The organism is Paenibacillus sp. PL2-23, from assembly GCF_040834005.1.
Taxonomy (GTDB): domain Bacteria; phylum Bacillota; class Bacilli; order Paenibacillales; family Paenibacillaceae; genus Pristimantibacillus.
In genome coordinates this window covers 4,525,650-4,546,526 of sequence record NZ_CP162129.1, presented here as the reverse complement: position 1 = coordinate 4,546,526, position 20,877 = coordinate 4,525,650, and the positions used below count along the sequence as shown (strand labels likewise).

Sequence of the window (20,877 nt, the reverse complement as noted above, 5' to 3'; positions counted from 1 at the left end):
AACGTCTAAATGAGCCGTGACGGGGGTTTGGGAGCAAATAGACGTGTCAGAAACGTCTAAACGAGCTGGGGCGGGGGTTTGGGAGCGAATAGAAGTGCCAGAAACGTCTATTCGTGCGGGGACGGGTAGTTTGGTGCAAATAGACGTGCTAGGAACGTCTAAATGTCCTGAGGCGGGGGCTTCGGAGCAAATAGAAGTGCCAGAAACGTCTATTCGAGCTGCGACGGGGGTTTTGGAGAGGCGCGCTAAGCGCGCCTCTAACACTCCCCTTCTGCCCTATGCGTTCTCGTGCCGGCTTGCTCCTCCTCCCGCATCGCCGACACATGGCGGTAAATCACCTTCGCCGCCGCGTAAGCCGGGACGACCAGCAGGATGCCGAGCAAGCCGGAGACGCTTCCCGCCGCGAGGATGAGCACGATTACGGTTACAGGGTGAATATCCAGCGTGCGGCCCATGACCTGCGGGGAGATGAAGTTGCCTTCGATCTGCTGCACGATAACGGTAATGGCCAGAATATACAGCGCTTTGACCGGATCCTGGAACAGAGCGACGAGCATGGCTGGGACGGCGCCGATAACGGGGCCGAAGAAAGGGATAATATTGGCGAACATGCCGATGAAGGCCAGCACCAGCGCGTAATCGAGGCCGATGATCAGATAGCAGGCCAGCAGCATGATGCCGACTAGCAGCGAGACAATCAGCTTGCCCCGAATATAGGAGGCAAGCGAGTCATCCAGCTCCTCCAGCATAGCGGGCATGCCGTGCTGGTAACGTTTCGGCGCCAGTTGAACCAGCCTCGGAGTCAGCTGCTCTCCATCCTTCAGCGCATAGTAGAGGATGAACGGAATGAGACTGAGGATGAGCAGCGCGCTGCTGATCCACTCAATAAGTCGGATGAGGCTGTTCGCAAACAAACCAGCATAACGATTCCATTCCGAAGCCAGCTCATTGCTTACGTTAGGGATGGCCTCCTGGATAGGAGGGGACAGCTCTTCATGCTCGTCGCGCAGCGATTCAAGCGTTTCCGCGGCGAAGTTAATCATGTCGGGCACCTGAGCCGCAAAGTCTGTGAATTGATTGCGAATGAACGGTCCTGCTGTAAGGATTACACCTGCCAGCAATCCGCCGGAGAATAAGAATACTAGCAGCACCGCGAAGCCGCGCGGTGTTCTTCGACGTACAAGCGCTTCGACGAGCGGACGCAGCATGTAATAGAAGACGCCCGTCAGCGCAAGCGGAACGAATACGGCGCTTATCGCTTTCCACAGAGGCCATAATAATTGCCCGTTAAGCCGGAGCAAATAGAGCAGCAGCAGAACGAGGATAGCTGCGACCAGCCACTTGAAACCTCTTTTTTGTTTATAGGACATAGGCTCACCTCATGATTTGTTGGCTTTCGTTATCTCTCAATAACCGCCAGAGGGCTGGGTTGAACCGCTTGATCCGGAGGAAGGAAAAAGCAATGAATCCCATTCATGTGCAACGTCTGCCACATTCGCGACGTAATACGTTATAATCAAAAGTGTTCAGCAGTCTACTGGCAGGGAGGAAGGAAGCATCATGGAGCAAGGCTTGAAGGTGGTACTGATGGTGAAAAGCCCAACCGGCGAATTGAATCAAATCGAGGAACGCGAATGGTCGATGAATATGGTGGCCGCGCTGGAGCACGTCAATTATATCGTAGTGGGGAATAAAGAATATGAGACGGTGGAAGGCCGTCTGAACCTTGATCATGGAAGACTTGAGCTGCTGCTTGTTCCCATGCAGGGCTAATCAACGCTTCAGAGAGGAGAATGCAACTTGACGCAAGACGATAACCAACAAACACAGGAGCAGCCAGTTCGCTGGCTGACCGCAGACGGCAAGCCGCTTCGCGTGCTGTCCACGTCTCTGGGCGTGGCGCTTCTGGCGAACGCGGTGCTTAGCACAGGCGTATCCGCCAACAGTGGAGGCGCTGCGGCGGAAGAGCCTAAGCTGGTATCCTGGTCATCGGATGAAGTGAAGACTTATTTTGACCCTAATATCGATTGGAATCTTCCCATGCTTCAGCCATTGCCCACCGACCAGCCGGAGGGCGAGGGCTCGGAGGAAGGGGGCGCCGGGGGCGGGTCCAACGTCGTTCATCATTACGGCACCGGCTTCGGCTGGGATGATCTGCTGCTCTATCATTTGCTGTTCAATTCGGGGTCCAGCTACTCGTCCTCCAGCTATTATAAGAAGAGGCCAACCTATTATTATAAGTCGTCTACGCCTTATCGACCAACCTCCTACACAAGCGATACGTTTCAAAATAAATCTGTCGTCGGCTCCACAGTCAGACCCAAGACGTCGACGACGACTGGCTCGGTGACACGGCGCTCCACCTCCTCCAGTCCTGGAGGCATAGGGGGCACCTCAAGCAGCATCAGCTCCGGCTCGAAGAGCTCCAGCAGCTCTAGCAGCTCTAGCGGCTCCAGTGTCTCCAGCGGCAAGAGTAGCAGCGGTTTCGGCGGATGAGCGGCGTATTCGAGGTTATATCGGAGCCGTCTCCCGACCGCGCAAGCCGTGTAGCTGAGCTCGCCGGCATAGGCTTTACTTGGGCGGATATCGGGGATGAGCGGTATTGGATCGATCAGGCCGTGACCATGAGCAGCGAAACCTATAAGGAGCTGGAGCAGGCGTCTGCCGGCTTGTGGAAGGTACTCGACCGCGCAGCCCGGTATGTGCATGGCAATCATGCGTTATACGAACTGATTGGCATTCCTGAGGTGCTCTGGACGATGCTTGACGAGCTGCCAATGCCAGAGGAGGGCTTCATTAGCCGATACGCCCGCTTCGATTTTGCTATCAGCAACGAAGGAGCGATTAAGCTGCTGGAGCTGAACGCGGATACGCCAACGGGCTATGTGGAGGCTTCAATCGCAACGCCATGGATGTGCGCCCAGCTTGGTCTCGACTCTCCTAATCTCGCAATGAGAGAGAGAATAGCGGAGGCTTGGGCGATGGAACGGCCGGATACGGCGGCCTGCGTCGACTACGGCGAGCATCTGGAGGATTCCGGCACGATTGAGGCGCTGGTCAAGCACAGCGGCCTGGACGTCAGCTGTGTCGATTGCTTGGAGCTGTATGTGGATGAAGGCGTGCTGAAGGATGGCACAGGCCGCGCCATTCGGAGCATGTTCGCGCTCTATCCGAAGGAGTGGATGGCCGTCGATGAAGGCGGGGATGCGCTTGCTTATTCCATCGAGACAGGGGAGCTCGCCATCTGGAACGGCCCGCACAGCATCCTGCTTCAATCAAAGGGCTTGCTGGCTGTTGTATGGGGTCTGTATGAGCTGGGCCAGCTGTTCGACGAAAGCGAAAGAGCGATCATCAGCCAATATATGCTGCCTGCCTACAACAAAGCGGTATTCGAAGGCAGCTTCGTGTCCAAGTCGATGTTCGGGCGCGAAGGCGGCTCCGTTCGCCTGTTCGACGCTGCTGGTGGACTGGAGCTGGAGGACCGGGAAGGGTTCGACACCAGCGCCTTGTTCCCGACCATGTACCAGAAGCGGGCGGAGCTTGCCCGAATCGGCACGTCGGAGGGCGAGCTCCATCTGCTGACCGGCATGTTCGTTATTAACGGAAAGCCTTGCGGCATGCTTGGCCGAGGAGGCGGGCCTATTACGGGGAACGCCAGCCATTTTATCGCGATAGGAGTGAGATAGATGCTTGCACGTCTACCAAAAATATATCTAACCTTAGCCCTTGGCTTGCTTCTGGCCTTTGCGCTGGCAGCCTGCTCCAATGGCACGCAATCCGTATTCGAGACCAGCACGAGCTCAAATCCCGACGTTGTCAGGGTGCCTTGGGATTATCGGGTGATCGATGGTACCGTCGGCGATCTGATCGGCAGCGATATGACCATCCTGCCAGACAATACGCTGATGCCGAACGATAACAATTATGCGACAGGCGACAAGGTGTTCATTCTCCAATTCATGGATGCAGAGATGATCACGCATGCCGATCAGCGCAATGAGGTTCGGCTGTCCGCTTGGCAGACGCTGAAAACCTTCAAGCAGGAGTCGGACGCGCAGGCGGACCTGGAGAAGCTGAAGGTGGATTTGACAGCCGAGGTTGACCTTGTTGGCGTGTATAAGACTGAGTTTAAGGGTGAAACGCGCAACTTCGCCATCGTGGAGCTTCCAACAGGCAATCGGATTAAGCAGCCGATTGACGAAGCGATGTACAACACGATGTCGGAGAAGCAAACGGTCAATATTCGAATGGAAGAGGTACATGACTTTGCGGATTATGATTCCGTATATTCGAAATTTCGGGGGTGGGCGAATTGACGATTGTCTTGAATTTGGTCGTTAGCGTTCTTGTGATTATTGTGCTTCAATTGCTGGGAATGTTCGTGTTCAGCCTGATGACGCCATTCAAGGACGTGGAGGAGCTGAAGAAGGGAAATGTAGCCGTTGGCCTTGCGCTTGGCGGCAAATTCATCTCGACGGCGCTTATTCTGGGCGTTGCCGCGTATACGAATACGAACATTTGGTTCATGATGTTATGGTTCGCGGTTGGGTATGTCTGCCTGATCGCGGCCTACTGGCTGTTCGAGCTGATGACGCCAAGCTTCAGAATATCGGAGCAGCTGCTGAAGGGCAATGTTGCGGTCGGCATCATGCTGTTCTCGGTGTATCTCGGCTTTTCGTTTGCCATCAGCAGTCTGATCATATAGAATTGGCAGCAAAAAAAAAGACTGTCCGGCGGGATGCTCAAGGCTCCCGGCCAGACAGTCTTTGCGTTTAGCGTACGGTGCGTCCGCCGCCGAATAGAAATTCGACATCTGCGGTCAGCACATCCTCGCCCTCGTAGAGCATAAATCGTCCGTCCAGCCATTCGATGCGCATGAGCTTGCGGTCATCGGATTGGTACTGCCAGACGGACAGCTCCCCGGGACGCGGGAACGGCGTCTTGCCGACGGTGGTAATCCAATCGACGTATTGCTCCTCCATATGGAAGACACGTCCGTCGAGCTCCAGCGTCATCGGCACTTCCGTGAAGGAGTCCAGACGTCCGTCGATGGATTTGTACAGCGAATAGGCGATGGCTTCACGGTCTTCGACAAGCAGATAACGAAAATCCGAGCCGTCCTGCAGCGTGAGCAGAGCGTTTCTCCGGCGCTGGCTCGAGGTGCGTCCGGTGACCTGATAAGTCACCATCGACACCTCGCACACATCGCCGGGACCGGCTTCGAATACGCTGCGTTCCGCGATTGGCGGCTCGGGGCGTTTCAGAATGCCGCGGATGCGGCCAAACAGTCCCATAGCGGCCTACTTCTTCTCGTATTGCTTCATCAGGGCGGCGAGCTCGTCTTCAACGGCTCTGTTCTTGCCCAGATTGGCGAATTCATCGTCGATGGATTTGCCTTTGGAGGCGGCGAGATCGTTGCTTGCTTCCGCCATCGCTTCGGCTTGCAGCATCTTCTCTTCCATACGCTTCATGCCGGCCGAGGCGGAGCTTGTGCCGAAGCTGGACATGGCTTTGTTGATTTCGGTCTGCGTCTTGGCGGCTTGATAACGAGCGACAAGAGTGTCGCGCTTGTTCTTCATGTCCGTGAGCTGCTTGCGCATCTCCTCCAGCTTGGCGCGCAGATTGTTCGCCAGCAGCTGGTTCTCGGCATAAGCCTCTTTGTATTCGATCATTTTGGTTTCAACAGCTTGCTTGTCTTCGATGACGCGGCGTGCGAGCTCCAGATTGCCCTCTTGAACGGCGATGTGGGATTGCTCGGTCCGCTTCTGCAGAAGCGCCTCCTGCTCCTCGTACAGCTTCTTGAATTTTTTCTCCAGAGCGATCTGGGAAGCGACGGCCTTCTCGGCGTCCTGCAGATCCTCTGTCATGTCGCGGATATACTGGTCGGTCAGCTTGATAGGATCTTCCGCTTTTTCGATCATGGAATAAACGTTGGACAGGGTTAAATCGCGAAGTCTTTTGAACAAGGACACGGTAATTCCCTCCAATGGCATTGAGATAAAATTTTATACGCATACGGCGGCACATGGTTTCACGAATCTACGATAGTATGATCCGAAATGCCAAATCATACATGTATTCAAATAGAGGGGGGAGTCACTATGCATTTGCTAAGGCTGCTGTCGGCGAAGCTGTACCATATTAGCAAAAGGTCGATCGCCATTAGCATTGTGGTGTTTGTGTTCTTCAGCGCCACGGTAGCGTATGCGCTTGAGCCGGATACGTTCGGAAGCTGGTTCAACGCGCTGTATTGGGTGCTGACAACAATGGCGACAGTAGGGTATGGCGATTATTATGCCGTTACGGTCGCGGGCAAGGTGTTTACGATATTTCTGTACATCTTCGGCATCGGGCTGCTGAGCCTTGTTATCGGCAGGATCATTGACACGTTCGCCATCATTAAGCGCATGAGAGGAGAGGGGAAGTTGAACTATCAGGGCGAGAATCATATTGTCATTATAAATTGGGGCAAAAAAGCGCAAACCGCCGTCGAGGAAATCCTGTCCCATCATCCCGAGACGGCTATCGTCATTATTGATGAATCCGATCGTCATCCGCTGGAGCAGCTGGACCAGGTGCACTTCATCAGTGGCGATCCCTCGGAGGACGAGGTGCTGGCAAAGGCGATGATCAGCAGGGCAAAGTCGGCGATTATCTTCGGGGACTCGCGCATCGATGAAGCCTCCCTGGTCGACGGCAAATCCCTGTTGATCGTCTCCAGCATCGAGAGAATCGCGCCGAACGTACATACGACGGTCGAAATTATGCAGGAGAAGCATATTCGCAATTTCAGGCACGTGCAGGTGAATGAATTTGTACTGTCGCATGACGCTATCTCCCGGCTAGCTGTTCGTTCCGCGCTGGGAGTGGGCAATCCAGATGTGTTCAGGCAGCTGCTCAGCAGGCAGCATGGCGATGATATTTACGAGGTTCCGGTGTCTCCGAGCTGGCGGACGTACGGCGACGCCTTCTTCGGCTTGCTGGAGCAGGGCGCGACCCTGTTGGCGGATCGGAGCGACATGGGCATCAATCGGAGGATGAGCGAAGACATTCCGAGCAACGCCCGTCTGTATATGATATGCGATGAGGAGACATACAGGAAAATTGTGGGCTAAGCGCATGGACCAAGCGATTCGGCCTAGCACCATCATATAGATGATTTTGACGAGAGGAGCGCTTCCGGGCGCTCCTTTATTTTTTTCCCCGTTTGGCGGAATCAGGATAAGGGTAACAGGAAATAGTACCTAGGGAAAAGGAGTGAGGAATGTGAAGCTTACGCATGAGCAGCGCATTCAGCTGCACGGATTCAACAACCTGACCAAGTCGCTCAGCTTCAACATGTACGATATTTGTTATACGAAGACGAAGGAGGAGCGGGAGGCGTACATCGCGTACATCGACGAGCAGTACAACTCTGATCGGCTGACGTCCATTCTGAACCAAGTATCGGAGATGATCGGCGCACATGTGCTGAATGTTGCCAAGCAGGATTACGTGCCGCAAGGCGCCAGCGTAACGCTGCTTGTATCCGAGGGGCCGGTTGTGGAGGTGCCGCTGGAATCGTTCGAGGAGTCGCCGGGTCCCCTGCCCGCCAATGTGGTTCTTGCGCTGGACAAAAGCCATATTACGGTGCACACCTATCCGGAATATCATCCCGACGAGGGAATCAGCACGTTCCGCGCTGATATTGACGTCTCAACCTGCGGTGAAATATCGCCGCTGAAGGCGCTCAATTATCTGATCCATTCGTTTAATACGGATATTATGATGATTGATTACAAGGTGAGAGGATTCACGCGCGACATTAACGGGTATAAGTTGTTTATCGACCACGAGATCAACTCCATCCAGAATTACATACCGGATGAGCAAGCTGAGCTGTATGACATGATTGACGTCAACATCTATCAGGAGAATCTGTTCCATACGAAGTGCCGGCTGAAGCAATTCGATCTGAACAATTATTTGTTCGGCTATACGAAGGATACGCTGAGCGTGGAGGAGCAGAGGAGGATCACGAACCGGCTGAAGCAGGAGATGGACGAGATCTTTTATCACATTACGTAGAACGAGGGAGTGGATGATTCTATGTCTGCAACACAACAGAAGCAAAAAGTGTTCCCGCCGCAAAATCAGGGCAGGCAGCCCGGGATCGAATCGGAGATGAATCCGCTGCCCGTCTTCGAGACGGAGCAGTACAAAGCAGCCGGCAAGCTTGCCGGCAAGACGGCCATTATTACCGGCGGCGACAGCGGTATCGGCCGCGCGGTAGCTGTGGCGTACGCGAAGGAGGGCGCGTCTCTGCTCATCGTGTACAAGGACGAGCACAGCGATGCGAAGGAGACGAAGGAGGCTTGCGAGAGGTATGGCGTCCAATGCAGCCTCATGAATGGAGATATCGGCACGAATACGTTCGCCCAAGCGGTAGTCAGCGCCGCCATTGAGCAATTCGGGCGTATCGACATTGTCGTCAATAATGCGGCGGAGCAGCATGTTCGGCAGAAGGTGGAGGACATCACGCCGCAGCAGCTGGAGCAGACGTTCCGTACGAACGTATTCGGCGTCTTCTATCTCACCATCGCCGCTATGCCTCATCTGAAGAAGGGCAGCTCCATTATTAATACAGCGTCGATTACGGCGTATAGAGGCAACCCAACACTGATCGACTACTCCTCCACCAAAGGGGCAATCGTGTCGTTCACGCGCGCGCTAGCGACCAATCTGGCGGCTGACGGCATTCGTGTGAACGGCGTAGCGCCAGGACCGATCTGGACACCGCTTATCCCGGCGTCGTTCGATCCGGAGTCGGTGTCGACCTTCGGCTCCGACACGCCGATGGGCCGCGCTGGACAGCCGCATGAGCTGGCGGCGGCATATGTCTATCTGGCGTGCGACGATTCCAGCTATATGACGGGGCAGATGCTCCATATTAACGGCGGAGAAGTTGTGAATGGCTAAGCTGGTTAAGCTGGCTAAGCGCAATGATAGATGACAGACAGCAAGAAGAAGCGGGTCGCTCCTTAAGGAGCGACCCGCTTCTTCTTCGGCTATGTGCAGGTTGCCAGCCTTGTCTGCTTTCGCAATGGCGCTGTTCCGCATCGTCCGGCGGGCATATGGCTTCTGGCTTACAGGAAGCCATGCTCCTTGGCGTAACGGCCCCAATGAGGCTGGCGGCCGTCGATGTCGATAATGCCGTATTCATCGGACAGCTCCCAGCTCGGGAGCACCTTGCCGGTCTTCTCGAACTTTGCAGGGTCAGCCGCAAGTGCCGCGATGCCTCGGCCTACGAAGCGAGGCGTCTCCGCCTGGGCGACGAAGTGCTCTGCATTGTCTTTGCCGCTGTGCAAGGCGTCCCGCCAATTGGCCTCTGTGACGCCGAAGTGCTCCAGCATTTCCTCGGAGCGAAGAAAGCCCGGCGTTACCGCCAGCGCTGTCACCCCGTGCGGACGAAGCTCCTCGGCGAGCGACTGCGCGATATGGATGGGGGATATTTTGGCCAGACTGTAGAAGAGATTGCCCCGGTAGCGGTAGTCGATGCCATCCGTAACCTCGATATGAAGTCCTGATTGATTGGCGACCATCAGCGGGATGCCATAATAACCTGTAATGAGATGCGCCTTGACCGCTCTCTCCTGCACAAGCAGACCGCTGGGCAAGTCATGCTCCCAGAACATCTTGCCCCACTCGATGAGCTTCTCGCCGCCCCAGATGTTGTTGACGAGAATATCGAGACGGCCCTGCTGCTCCATCCCCACGCGTTCGAACAGTGCGGCAACCTGCTGTGGCGATGTATGGTCGACCTGCACGGGAATGCCCTGGCCGCCCGCAGCTGTAACCAGCTCGGCTGTCTCTTGAATGGTCTCGGGCCGGTTCAGGTCCGAGCGTGTGCCGGTAATACTTCGTCCTGTGCAATATACTGTAGCGCCCGCCTCCCCCAGACTGACGGCGATGCCTCTTCCGGCGCCCCTCGTCGCTCCCGCCACAACGGCGACCCGGCCTTTCAAGGGTTGAGTTTGATTACTATTCAATACGATCATCTCCTTGGCTTTTGAACTTTTTGAGCTTGCAACCATGTGAGCAGCTGCTCTTGTTCTTTCCCATTATAGTGTTCCAAATACGACAACCACTGTCATATATAAATGGTATACTGCAAGAAAAAGAAAGCTTGGAGGGAGAGCCATGCGGGCGGGAAGACTGGTATCTATTGTGCTGCTGCTGCAAGCGGAGGGCAGGCTGACATCGAAGCAGCTGGCCGAACGGCTGGAGGTAACGGAGAGGACGATTCTGCGGGACATGGACGAGCTCAGCGCTTCGGGCATTCCGGTCTATTCGGAGCGGGGCGCGCAAGGCGGCTGGCAGCTGACCGAGGGCTATCGGACGGGGTTGACGGGGCTGCACGCCGACGAATTGGCGGCTTTGCTCGTCTCCAGCCAGGACCATCCGCTGCGGGAGCTGGGCCGTCAGGAAGCGCTGGATGCTGCGCTCATGAAACTGCTTGCAGGCGCCAATGAGTCAGCCAGGGAAAGCGCCAAGGCGGTCCGGCGCAAGCTGCATATCGACGGCGCGAGCTGGCATTCGTCGGGGGCGGGACGCGCCGGGGACGGGAGGGAGCAGCCGCCGCTGCTGCCCATTCTGCAGGAGGCCGTCTGGGAGGAAAGAGCAGTCCGCATGTGCTATGACAGCGATAAGGAAGGCGGGAGGGCAGCGCGGATCATCCGGCCGCTGGGGCTGGTCGTGAAGCGGAACGTCTGGTACGTCGTGGCGTTGAACGAGGAAGGTGAGCCGCGTACGTTCCGCATCTCCCGCATGCTGGACGCCGAGGCGCTGCCGGCTCGCTTCGAGCCGCCGGGAGATTTCGAGCTGGCAGCGTATTGGGAGTCTTCCTTGTCGGATTTCAAGAAGAGGCTGCCCCGTTATCCGGCGCGGGTAAGAGTCCAAACAGCGCTGCTTCGCAGGCTGGAGGGAGAAAGGTATGTATCGTCTGTTTCCGTTGCTGCGCAGAGTGAACGAGAGGGCTGGGCGGAGGCGGAGGTGCTGTTCGAGACGATGGAATCGGCCTGCGGCATTCTGCTCCGCTACGGCTCGGGCATAGAGGCGCTTGGTCCGCCGGAGCTGAGGGGCCTGATCGAGGATGAAATCGAAGCCATGCGGGTGTTATACTGGAAGGGCGCCGAATGAATGACAGCGGCGTAATGTATTTTATGACAAGGAGTTGTTGTACATATGAGTAAGAGCATGGAGCAGTATTTCGCCAAATATGCCGAGCTGATCGTCCGCACGGGCGTTAATATTCAGCAGGGGCAAGAGGTTTTTGTGAACGGGGCTTCCATCGAGATTGCGCCTCTGGTCAGAGCGATCGCCGAGAAGGCGTACGAAGCAGGAGCGGCGAATGTGCACGTAGAGTGGGTGGACGACAAGCTGGCGCGCCTCAAATACGAAAAAGCGGCGGATCATGTGTTCAGCGATTTCCCGGCCTGGGAGACTGCGAAGCGCAGTGCCTTCGTTGAGAAGGGCGCGGCGTTTATCTCCATCACCGCATCAAGTCCTGACCTGCTGAAGGGTATTCCTTCAGAGCGCATCTCCGCGTTCCAGAAGGCGGCGGGCCAAGGGCTGAAGGAGTTCCGCAGAGCGATTCAATCCGACAAGGTGAGCTGGACGGTCGTGGCGGCCGCTGGCGCGGAATGGGCGAAGAAGGTGTTCCCGGACGTCTCCGAGGAGGAGGCTGTCGACAAGCTGTGGGCGGCGATCTTCGATTCCGTGCGCCTGCATACCGACAATCCCGTTGAAGCTTGGGTGAAGCATAATGATACGCTGCATGAGAAAGCGGAAATATTGAACGGCCACCATTTCCACAGCCTTCACTACAAAGCGCCGGGAACGGACCTCGTCGTCGAGCTGGCGGATCGGCATATATGGGTGGCGGCGGGCAGCACCAACGAGAAGGGCTTTTCGTTTATGGCGAACATGCCAACGGAGGAAGTGTTCACGGTCAACAAGAAGACGGGCGTGAACGGCTATGTGTCCAGCACGAAGCCGCTGAGCTACGGAGGGAACATTATCGATCGCTTCAAGCTGACCTTCGAGAACGGACGCATCGTGAAGGCGGAAGCCGAGGAAGGCGAAGAAATCCTGAACAAGCTGATCGAGGTGGACGACGGCGCCCATTATTTGGGCGAGGTGGCGCTGGTGCCTCACGAATCGCCAATCTCCCAATCCGGCATCCTGTTCTTCAATACGCTGTTCGACGAAAATGCATCGAACCACTTCGCGATCGGCAGCGGCTACGCGTTCAATATTGTTGGCGGCAAAACGATGACGCCTGAGCAGCTGGAAGAGAACGGCGTGAACGCCAGCATCACGCACAACGACTTCATGGTCGGCTCTGCCGAGATGGACATCGACGGCATCAAGGCAGACGGCACGATGGTTCCGGTGTTCCGCAAGGGCAACTGGGCGATCTAAGTCTGCAGGACTGGCAAGACTTCTGGCAAGACTTCTGGCAAGGCCGGCTAAGCTGGCATCTGTCATAACTTAGAATCCGCATGCTATGGGCTGCTCCGAGAGTCATCGACGATGACCGGGGCGGCCTTTCTTTTATGGACTTATTTTGATGCAAAAATACATTATTTTCATATTCTATTGCTTAGACGGATGGAATTGCTGCGATTATACATGATTTGATTTGCAAAACAACTCTTACCGACCATTAAGAGGCATTTTCCTGCACTTTTGCAACAATTTCACCCTATTCCACCTTCATGAGTATAAATGGATGTAGATTTGCAGGATTTCCTCCCTGCCATTGGCGTGTATCCATACATGGTGGTCCCTATCCTTTATGGCCCACTCTCCGGATGAAAATAAATCCAGACCATATGGTTCATACTAGCAGTATCTAATGATACATGGGCGGTGATAGACGGTGACGCGAACGTGGTCGGAGGCAGGGCGGAAGAGGGTGGAGGAGGTGTTCGGACCGCTTCAGGGGGAGCTTGCAGCAGATGCGGACCATGTGGACAAGCTGTTGCTGGACGGAGGCTGCGCGATATTTTGGGATCATTCGGACAAGGTGTATCTGAATCAGACCGCGCTTTCGGAGGGACGTTCCATTAGCGAATCCAAGGGCGAGCAGGTCAGTCGATGTCCGCATGATGGCTTCGTAGAAGGTCTCGCTACGAACATCTTGCAGATTCGCCGCCGGATTCGGAGTCCCAAGCTGAAGGTTCGTTACTTGACGATGGGCCGATGGACCGGGACCAAAGTGGCTATTCTGGTGGACGGCTACCCGTCAGCGCTGGTGCTGCCCATTACCTTCTTCTCCTTCTACCAGTCGCCGGACGATTATAATAATCGCTGGATCATCGGCACCTTCAGCCGCATCGTACGGATGATCAGCTTTGTCCTGGTGATCAGCCTGCCCGCCATCTATATCGCCATTGTCTCCTTCCACTCCGAGGTGCTGCCGATCGGTGTGTTGTATTCCGTGAAAGTCCTTTCCTCCCCTTATCGAGGCTATTACGATGCAGGTTATTCTTGAATTGCTGAAGGAAGCGGCCATCCGCCTTCATTCCTCCGTCGCGCAGACCATCGGCATCGTCGGCGGCCTTGTCATCGGTACGGCTATCGTGGAAGCCCACCTCGTATCGCATACGATGATTGTCATCATTGGCTTAACGGCAATCTCCTCCTTCGTAACGCCGCTCAGCGAATTCGGCACAAGCCTTCGCATCTTAGGCTTCTCGACCATTATAGCTGCTGCTTTGTTCGGATTTTTTGGTCTGTCGATCATGCTCATGTGGATATTTATTCATCAATATCGCCCAGGATACTCCCGTCTTCTATAAGCGGGGGAGGAATGGGCGTCCGGCATTAGCCGGAATGATATTTGGTGTGTTCTTGTTCTCCCTACTATGCTAAAATTAGTATAGTGAGGAGGCGAACATATGATCGTTACCGTGACGGCGAAAATCAAAATCAAACCGTCAGACAGTCAAATGATGGCCCTGCAACAAACGATGATCGCTTATCGTCAAGGCTGTAATTTTGTCTCTGCCCTTGTGTTTGAGACGAGCGAGCGCCGGCAGTCTGCCCTGCACCGAATGACGTATCGAACCCTGCGCAGCGCGATGGGCCTGCGTTCTCAAATGGCGCAGTCGGTATTGAAAACGGTACGGGCTAAATACAAGACCATCTTGAGCAGCGGACATGCTTGGACACGCGTACAATTTAAGAAGCCGGAATACGATCTCGTCTGGAGACGGGATTACTCGCTAAGCGCAAAGCTATTCTCCGTCAATACGCTGCAAGGCCGCATTAAGATTCCCTTCGAAGCCAAAGGAATGGAGACCTATTTCGACGGCACATGGACATTCGGTACAGCCAAGCTGGTATGCAAAAAACAGAAGTGGTTTTTGCATATTCCAGTGTCTAAGGAAATGGCCTCTCCTGAGCTTAAGGAGATTGAACACGTTGCAGGGATTGATCTGGGCATCAACTTTGTAGCTACGGTGTATGACACCGAGGGGAGAACGCTGTTTTTTCGAGGAAGGGAGCTCAAACACAAACGAGCCAACTACCAACGATTGCGTTCCGAGCTGCAACGCAAACAAACGGCTTCGTCCCGCCGCAGGCTGAAGCAAATCGGAGAACGAGAAAACCGCTGGATGACCGATGTGAACCATCAGGTAAGTAAGGCACTCGTTACCCGATATGGGGCGAATACGCTGTTTGTGCTGGAGGATTTGACAGGGATCCGCCGCAGGGCGGAAAAGTCAAAGCTGAAGTATTGGTATGTGACGGTATCGTGGGCGTTCTATCAGCTGCGTCAGATGGTGACGTATAAGGCGAAGCTTGCAGGATCGATGGCGATAGCCGTGGATCCGAAGCACACCTCGCAGGCGTGTCCCCTATGCCGCCACACGGTGAAAGAAAACCGGATAAACGCAGGCATCGCTTTCGTTGCCAGGCATGCAGATATACAAGCAATGACGACCGGATCGGCGCCATGAATCTCTGTCTGAAGGGAAGAGAGTACCTTCTTGAAGGTGCAGGCTTAGCATGACTAGGCTTGCAGGGCAGCTGTCAATCTGCCCATTGGTAGGCGAAGGCTTACTCGAGGATGTAACACCACGTTCTTCGGAACGCCAAAAGATCGGAGTCGCAAGACGTTCGTACGATCGGGTCGTTACAAGCTTCCACTTCAAACGTTAGTTAAGTGGGGGTCATTGACTTATGCAAGCTGGAGCTTAGGGGAGTGCCTTACTTTTCGCCATTTGATCCATTCCGGAGGGGCTCGGAGGGCAGGGAGGTCGATCAGGAGAAGCTGAAGCAAGATCACTACACCCTCTGGGACGCTGCAGATTGGAAGTACGTCTATGGGGACGCGGGGATCAGCGTGACCTTCGATATCCGGCTCAGAAGCACGGGCGCTTTGTTCTAAAACACGGTAAGCCAGTCGCCTATATGACATTTGTCATATGGGTGACTTGACGTTTATGACTGGGAGAGAGACTCCCCATCTCTTACAATGGAGATAATAAGGTGCGAAGCAGGAAGGTGTCATGTTTTTCATGCGCCGCGCCGGGAAACGGAAACTTCCAAGGAGGAACCAGCATGACCGAACCTAATCAAACGATGCAATTGAAAAAAAGCGTAGCCCCCTACGAGCGCTCGACGCTCGCCGTTAGTATAAGGCAAATGATTAATACGCTGCTGCCGCTGGCGGTATTATGGGCGGCGGCTTATTATAGTCTATCCGTATCGTATTGGCTGACGTTGGCGTTTGCTGTGGGCGCATCGTTTTTTGTCATTCGCAGCTTTATTATTTTTCATGACTGCTGTCATGGCTCCTTCTTCAAGAACAAACGGGCGAATGACATCGTCGGCAATTTGACTGGCGTTCTGACGCTGGTTCCTTATGAACAGTGGAAAAACTCGCATGCGATTCATCACGCGACAAGCAGCAATCTCGACAAGCGCGGCGTCGGCGACCTGTGGATTCTGACAGTGGACGAATACGCGTCGGCAAGCTGGTCGACGAAGCTGGCTTACCGTCTCTATCGCCATCCGCTCATTATGTTCGGGATCGGGCCTATCTTTGTATTTGCGCTGCAATACCGGTTCAATCGCAAGGGGGCGCGCCGCAAGGAGAAGATCAACACGTATTATATGAACGCGATGATTATTGCTTTCTATGCCTTCATGTGCTGGGCGATCGGCTGGGAGGCGTTCCTGCTGGTGCAGGGTCCCGTCTTCTATATATCCGGCGTTCTTGGCGTATGGCTGTTCTATGTGCAGCACCAGTTCGAGGATTCGTATTTCGAGCATGACAAGGAGTGGAGCTATGTTCAGGCAGCGGTGGACGGAAGCTCTTATTACAAGCTGCCGAAGCTTCTGCAATGGCTGACCGGCAACATCGGCTTCCACCATGTGCATCACTTGAGCCCGAAGGTGCCGAATTATTATTTGGAGCAGGCGCATGATGCCGTTCCTCCGCTTCACAAAGCGACAACGATTACGATCTGGCAGAGCCTGGAGTCGTTGAAGTTCAGGCTGTGGGACGAGGAGGGCAAGCGCTTCGTCAGCTTCCGGACGGTTCGGGACCGTCTGCGCAAGCCTGCGGCAGAGCGGCGGAACACAGCTCCCGCAGACCCCAGGAGAGCAAGCTAAGCCTCGCGCTGTAAGGGCTAGAGCCTGCTGGGACGAGGGCATGCAGCATGGCCTTATGCTACAATAGAAGCAGCGAATGGCCGAGGAATCGGCGACGGCAGGAGGATGAGCGGCAGCATGAACAAATGGTACAACATATTTAACCGCGCGACTGGACTCAGTCCATATGTGTGGCTCGTATTTTGTATTCTGCCCTTCTATTTCATCTTCCGCTCCTCCTCCACGCCGGAGGTTGTCTCCGGCATTGTGATGATTATTTTGTTTTTTACCTGCTATCGGCTGGCGTTTGCGTCCAAGGGCTGGCTAGTCTATTTCTGGACCGGCGTGCAGATTATTATCTCCATCGCGATGACGCTGCTGTTCAGCTATGTGTACTTCTGTATATTTCTTGCTTTTTTTATCGGAAATGTGCAGAACAAGGCGGGCTTCATTACGCTGTATGCCATTCATATTACGACGACGTTTATCACGGTCAATTATGGCTTTGTCACACAAAATCAGCTATTTTTCCAGCAATTTCCCTTTATTCTGATCAGCCTGATTGTTGTCATCCTGCTGCCGTTTAATACGTACAACCAGAAGAAGCAGGGTCAGCTGGAGGGGAAGCTGGAGGATGCGAACAAGCGGATCGCGGAGCTCGTCAAGCAGGAGGAGCGGCAGCGGATCGCTCGGGATTTGCATGACACGCTTGGCCAGAAGCTGTCGCTGATCGGTCTCAAAAGCGATTTGGCGGGCAAATTGGTCCACTCCGATCCCTCCAAAGCGCAGCTGGAAATCCGGGACGTCCAGCAGACGGCGCGGACGGCGCTGAAGGAAGTGCGGGAGATGGTGACGCAGATGCGCGGCGCGCGTCTCGACGAGGAGATGCATCGCGTAAGCCAGATTCTGGCCGCCGCCGGTATCGAGCTGCATGTGGATGGCGATTATGGCCTCATCGATACGAACCTGCTGACGGAGAATGTGCTGAGCATGTGTCTGAAGGAAGCTGTAACGAATGTGGTGAAGCACAGCCAGGCGGGCAGCTGCACCATCCGGTTTTTCTCGACGGCGAATGAATTCGGAGTGACGGTCGGGGATGACGGCGTCGGCATGGATGTCGGCAGGTTCAGCAGCTATCGAGGCAATGGCCTGAGGGGTATGAAGGAACGGCTGGAATTTGTGAACGGCAGCCTGGACATTAGGTCGGAGAGCGGCACGACACTTATGATGACGGTGCCCCGAGTCGTGAAGAAGCCGGTGAAGGAGGAGCGAAGCGTATGATTACAATCGTTATCGCGGAGGATCAGCGAATGCTGCTTGGCGCTCTGGCCTCGCTGTTGGATCTGGAGGAGGATATGCGGGTAGTGGGACGGGCTTCCAATGGCGAGGAAGCGATTGCCCTGGTGGAGCAGCATAAGCCCGATGTCTGCATTATGGACATTGAGATGCCAGCCAAGAGCGGACTGGAGGCGGCAGAGGAAATAAGAGGGAAATGCAAGGTCATCATACTGACCACGTTTGCCCGTTCCGGCTACTTCGAGCGCGCGGTCAAAGCCGGCGTCAGCGGTTATTTGCTGAAGGACAGTCCAAGCGAGGAGCTGGCCAGCTCCATCCGCAGCATCATGTCCGGCAAGCGGATCTACGCTTCCGAGCTGATGGATGAGGCGTATGGCGGGGGCGGGGACAATCCGCTGACCGAACGGGAGACGGAAGTGCTGGAACTGGTCGCCGACGGCAAAAACACGAAGGAAATCGCGAACGAGCTGTTTCTAACGACGGGCACTGTTCGGAATTATATATCGGTTATATTGGATAAGCTCGGCGTCAGCAATCGGATCGAGGCGATCACCCGTTACAAGGAGAAGGGCTGGTTCAAATGAGCGGCAGCTTATTTGCTCCGACCCTCCCGTCCCGGCAGGAATAGACGTATCTGACACGTCTAATTGCACCAAAACCCCCATCCCAGCAGGAATAGACGTTTTTGGCACGTCTAATTGCACCAAAACCCCCATCCCAGCAGGAATAGACGTTTTTGGCACGTCTATTTGCACCAAAACCCCCGACCCAGCAGGAATAGACGTTCCTGGCACGTCTAATTGCTCCAAAACCCCCGACCCAGCTACTAGTCTTCCTTGCAGGCTAACGCCTCCGGGACCAGCCGAATACCTTAATATGAACGAGCCATTTGGTCGCCCAATACGTCATGACATATACGATCAAAAAAACAAAAATAAGCGGACGGAAGAGCAGGACTGCGACGATCCAGGCCAGCACTATTTGCCAGCGCTTCATTCGCTTTAAGAGGTTCGTCGGAGCAAGCAGAATGCGGTACAGCTTGTAGCTCTTCTGCAGCGCTTCCAAATACGCGTCGCGAATCTGCTCGTTCTCCGGATCGAGCCGAATCGCGTTTTTTAGCATGAGCAGCTGCTCATCATAGTCATTCCGCCATTCCGCCGCCCACCCCAAATACAGGTAGACGTGATCATGCTCCACGTCCTGGCGAAGTGCTTCCTTCGCGTAATGCCTGGATTCCGCCATATTGCCGAGAAGGGCCTCCGTGTAGCTCAGGGTAGCCAGGAACAAGGCGTTATGCGGGCTTAGCTTCAGACCCGCGTGCAGCATCTCCTTCGCCTCGGTATAGTTGGTTCGGCGATTGCATGCGTTGGCCCGCAAGAAAAAATAATGAGGCTCGTACGGATCGATCCGCTGCGCGTTGTCCAGCGCTTCGTCCAGCGCTCTCCAGTTCTCGCTTTCGTAGTAGGCAGCCGTACGGACGAACCAGGCGAGTGAGTTCTCGGGATCTCGCCGGAGCGATTCCTGCGACCAATGCAGCGCTTCATCCCGTTTGTCCAATCGCAGACAGATTTGACCCAGCACGGCGTACGCGTTCGCATCCTCCGGCTCCTCCCGCAGAAGCGCCATCGCTTCCTCCATCGCTTCTTTGTGCCTATTCCACTGCATCAGCTGCGATATGCGGGCATATCGCACATCCGTTGTTTCTCTCTCCATGGGGATAACCTCATCTCGTTGTTGAATCGGTTATTTCAATCCGTTGTTCTTCATATATTCCAGCACGATCTGATAGTCGTTGTTGACGTCGCTGAAGGTGGCGTAATTTTTGGCGGTGGCGAACCATTCCAGCGTTGTTGCTTTGCGTCCTTTGGCGGATTTGCGCAGGTCGTCCTGGTCGATCGGCTGAATATCGCCGGTTTCCAGCGTACGCTCCAACGCGCCTTCAACGGCATCCTTGACCAGCTGCTCAAGATCGGCGCCGGAGAAATGTTTGGTTTCCTTCGCGATCCGCCCCAGGTCAAGTCGATCCACAGGCTTGCCCGCCAGCTTAAGTCCCAGAATCGTCTCGCGCTCCGCTTCCTCCGGCGGCGGCACGAAGATCAGGTGGTTGAACCGGCCAGGTCTGCGCAGAGCAGAATCCAGGTACCAAGGTGTGTTCGTCGCGCCTATAACAAATACGCCTTCGTTAAAGGATTGCAGACCGTCCAGCTCCAGCAGAAGCTGATTAACGAGCATGCGATCATGGTGCTGGCGCATATTGTTCCGGCTGCCGCCCATCGCGTCCAGCTCATCGATGAAGATGACGCAGGGCTTGTTCTCCCTAGCCTTCTCGAACAGGTCGTGCAGATTGCTTTCGCTCTGGCCTACATACATGCCCAAGATAGCTTGCAGCTCAATATGCAGGAAGTTGGCGTCGATCTCGCCTGCGATCGCCCTTGCCAGGAACGTCTTCCCGCAGCCCGGAGGCCCGTACAGCAGCACACTGCCGCCCGCTTCCTTCCCGAACGCAGCGAACAGCTCAGGCTGCTTGAGCGGGAGTATGAAGTTCATACGAATCTTCTTCTTCACATCATCAAGCCCGCCGACGTCCTGGAACGTCTCCTTTGGCTTCTCGGTTTCCACCAACTGCTTGCCATCCTCGTATAGTATTTTTAGAACTTAGTTTTGAGCCATTTTCCAGCTCCCGAGGGAGCTGGAGGCGAACTTCTCAATTTCCAGTAAATTCGCACCTTGAAATTTGAATAAGGGACTGGACTTTCCGGCATGCCTCTGGACAATGGATCATAGGGATCCATCGGGGAAATTCTTTTGCCTCCTGTAGCGTGTCTACATTTTTAAGTCTGTTTCTCCGGTACGCGTCTGAGCTTCTGACCCGCTGGCCGTTCCCTTTGGCACCCCATGCTTGGCATTAGCAAACCAAGGCAGCTCATGGACCGA

The 20,877-nt window shown here is 54.9% G+C and carries 22 protein-coding genes and 1 pseudogene; 17 read left to right on the top strand and 6 right to left on the bottom strand.

Annotated features, from left to right (window positions below; genetic code table 11):
- Positions 1-257: 257 nt before the first annotated feature.
- Positions 258-1,370 (bottom strand): AI-2E family transporter, encoded by a 1,113-nt coding sequence (locus AB1S56_RS20265; RefSeq protein WP_340869929.1) that lies wholly within the window; start codon positions 1,368-1,370, stop codon positions 258-260.
- Positions 1,371-1,560: 190 nt separating this feature from the next.
- On the opposite strand from AB1S56_RS20265, the gene AB1S56_RS20260 reads away from it, so the two are divergent.
- From AB1S56_RS20260 to AB1S56_RS20240, 5 genes are read left to right on the top strand one after another with little or no spacing between them, the layout of a single operon-like run.
- Positions 1,561-1,773: a hypothetical protein gene (locus tag AB1S56_RS20260; RefSeq protein ID WP_340869931.1), complete on the top strand. Its 213-nt coding sequence runs from the start codon at positions 1,561-1,563 to the stop codon at positions 1,771-1,773.
- Between the two features lie 27 nt (positions 1,774-1,800).
- Positions 1,801-2,496, top strand: coding sequence for a hypothetical protein (locus tag AB1S56_RS20255; protein WP_340869932.1), 696 nt, complete (start codon positions 1,801-1,803; stop codon positions 2,494-2,496).
- Positions 2,493-3,686, top strand: coding sequence for a glutathionylspermidine synthase family protein (locus AB1S56_RS20250; protein WP_340869934.1), 1,194 nt, complete (start codon positions 2,493-2,495; stop codon positions 3,684-3,686). Before AB1S56_RS20255 ends, AB1S56_RS20250 begins: the two co-directional genes overlap by 4 nt.
- Positions 3,687-4,316, top strand: coding sequence for a signal peptide protein (locus tag AB1S56_RS20245; RefSeq protein ID WP_340869935.1), 630 nt, complete (start codon positions 3,687-3,689; stop codon positions 4,314-4,316).
- Positions 4,313-4,705, top strand: a complete 393-nt coding sequence (locus tag AB1S56_RS20240; protein WP_340869937.1) for a DUF350 domain-containing protein — start codon at positions 4,313-4,315, stop codon at positions 4,703-4,705. The genes AB1S56_RS20245 and AB1S56_RS20240 overlap by 4 nt, the downstream gene beginning before the upstream one ends.
- Positions 4,706-4,772: 67 nt before the next feature.
- Here AB1S56_RS20240 and AB1S56_RS20235 read toward each other — a convergent pair whose 3' ends face one another.
- Positions 4,773-5,294 (bottom strand): DUF4178 domain-containing protein, encoded by a 522-nt coding sequence (locus AB1S56_RS20235; protein ID WP_340869938.1) that lies wholly within the window; start codon positions 5,292-5,294, stop codon positions 4,773-4,775.
- A 6-nt stretch (positions 5,295-5,300) separates the two neighbouring features.
- Positions 5,301-5,972: a PspA/IM30 family protein gene (locus AB1S56_RS20230; protein WP_340869939.1), complete on the bottom strand. Its 672-nt coding sequence runs from the start codon at positions 5,970-5,972 to the stop codon at positions 5,301-5,303.
- A 129-nt stretch (positions 5,973-6,101) separates the two neighbouring features.
- On the opposite strand from AB1S56_RS20230, the gene AB1S56_RS20225 reads away from it, so the two are divergent.
- The 3 genes from AB1S56_RS20225 to AB1S56_RS20215 all read left to right on the top strand — a co-directional run bounded on the left by AB1S56_RS20225 (position 6,102) and on the right by AB1S56_RS20215 (position 8,958).
- Entirely contained in the window at positions 6,102-7,115 is a 1,014-nt protein-coding gene (locus AB1S56_RS20225) for an ion channel (RefSeq protein WP_340869940.1), read from the top strand.
- Between the two features lie 151 nt (positions 7,116-7,266).
- Positions 7,267-8,067 (top strand): adenosylmethionine decarboxylase, encoded by an 801-nt coding sequence (speD, locus tag AB1S56_RS20220; protein ID WP_340869941.1) that lies wholly within the window; start codon positions 7,267-7,269, stop codon positions 8,065-8,067.
- A gap of 21 nt (positions 8,068-8,088) precedes the next feature.
- Positions 8,089-8,958, top strand: a complete 870-nt coding sequence (locus AB1S56_RS20215; protein ID WP_340869942.1) for an SDR family oxidoreductase — start codon at positions 8,089-8,091, stop codon at positions 8,956-8,958.
- Positions 8,959-9,125: 167 nt separating this feature from the next.
- On the opposite strand, the gene AB1S56_RS20210 is transcribed toward AB1S56_RS20215, so the two are convergent.
- Positions 9,126-10,037, bottom strand: a complete 912-nt coding sequence (locus AB1S56_RS20210; protein WP_340869954.1) for an SDR family oxidoreductase — start codon at positions 10,035-10,037, stop codon at positions 9,126-9,128.
- A 142-nt stretch (positions 10,038-10,179) separates the two neighbouring features.
- On the opposite strand from AB1S56_RS20210, the gene AB1S56_RS20205 reads away from it, so the two are divergent.
- The 9 genes and pseudogenes from AB1S56_RS20205 to AB1S56_RS20165 all read left to right on the top strand — a co-directional run bounded on the left by AB1S56_RS20205 (position 10,180) and on the right by AB1S56_RS20165 (position 18,527).
- Entirely contained in the window at positions 10,180-11,178 is a 999-nt protein-coding gene (locus tag AB1S56_RS20205; RefSeq protein ID WP_340869943.1) for a YafY family protein, read from the top strand.
- Between the two features lie 45 nt (positions 11,179-11,223).
- On the top strand, positions 11,224-12,462 hold the full coding sequence (locus AB1S56_RS20200; protein ID WP_340869944.1) for an aminopeptidase: 1,239 nt from the start codon (positions 11,224-11,226) through the stop codon (positions 12,460-12,462).
- 460 nt (positions 12,463-12,922) lie between these two features.
- The gene (locus tag AB1S56_RS20195; protein ID WP_340869945.1) at positions 12,923-13,537 is read left to right on the top strand and encodes a spore germination protein; all 615 of its coding nucleotides are present in this window, start codon (positions 12,923-12,925) and stop codon (positions 13,535-13,537) included.
- Complete coding sequence (locus tag AB1S56_RS20190) at positions 13,521-13,844, top strand: spore germination protein (RefSeq protein WP_340869947.1); 324 nt, start codon at positions 13,521-13,523, stop codon at positions 13,842-13,844. The genes AB1S56_RS20195 and AB1S56_RS20190 overlap by 17 nt, the downstream gene beginning before the upstream one ends.
- A gap of 99 nt (positions 13,845-13,943) precedes the next feature.
- A pseudogene (locus tag AB1S56_RS20185) lies at positions 13,944-15,061 on the top strand (RNA-guided endonuclease InsQ/TnpB family protein).
- Between the two features lie 192 nt (positions 15,062-15,253).
- Positions 15,254-15,439 carry a hypothetical protein gene (locus tag AB1S56_RS20180; RefSeq protein WP_340873746.1) on the top strand — a complete coding sequence of 62 codons (186 nt, stop codon included), beginning with the start codon at positions 15,254-15,256 and terminating at the stop codon, positions 15,437-15,439.
- Positions 15,440-15,612: 173 nt separating this feature from the next.
- The gene (locus AB1S56_RS20175; RefSeq protein ID WP_340873748.1) at positions 15,613-16,668 is read left to right on the top strand and encodes a fatty acid desaturase; all 1,056 of its coding nucleotides are present in this window, start codon (positions 15,613-15,615) and stop codon (positions 16,666-16,668) included.
- A 117-nt stretch (positions 16,669-16,785) separates the two neighbouring features.
- Complete coding sequence (locus AB1S56_RS20170; RefSeq protein WP_340873749.1) at positions 16,786-17,928, top strand: sensor histidine kinase; 1,143 nt, start codon at positions 16,786-16,788, stop codon at positions 17,926-17,928.
- Positions 17,925-18,527, top strand: a complete 603-nt coding sequence (locus tag AB1S56_RS20165) for a response regulator transcription factor (protein ID WP_340873750.1) — start codon at positions 17,925-17,927, stop codon at positions 18,525-18,527. The genes AB1S56_RS20170 and AB1S56_RS20165 overlap by 4 nt, the downstream gene beginning before the upstream one ends.
- A gap of 259 nt (positions 18,528-18,786) precedes the next feature.
- Here AB1S56_RS20165 and AB1S56_RS20160 read toward each other — a convergent pair whose 3' ends face one another.
- Together AB1S56_RS20160 and AB1S56_RS20155 are read right to left on the bottom strand one after the other, a co-directional pair.
- Complete coding sequence (locus AB1S56_RS20160; protein ID WP_340873751.1) at positions 18,787-19,656, bottom strand: tetratricopeptide repeat protein; 870 nt, start codon at positions 19,654-19,656, stop codon at positions 18,787-18,789.
- Between the two features lie 30 nt (positions 19,657-19,686).
- Positions 19,687-20,589 (bottom strand): 26S protease regulatory subunit, encoded by a 903-nt coding sequence (locus tag AB1S56_RS20155; protein WP_367903475.1) that lies wholly within the window; start codon positions 20,587-20,589, stop codon positions 19,687-19,689.
- Positions 20,590-20,877: the final 288 nt, after the last annotated feature.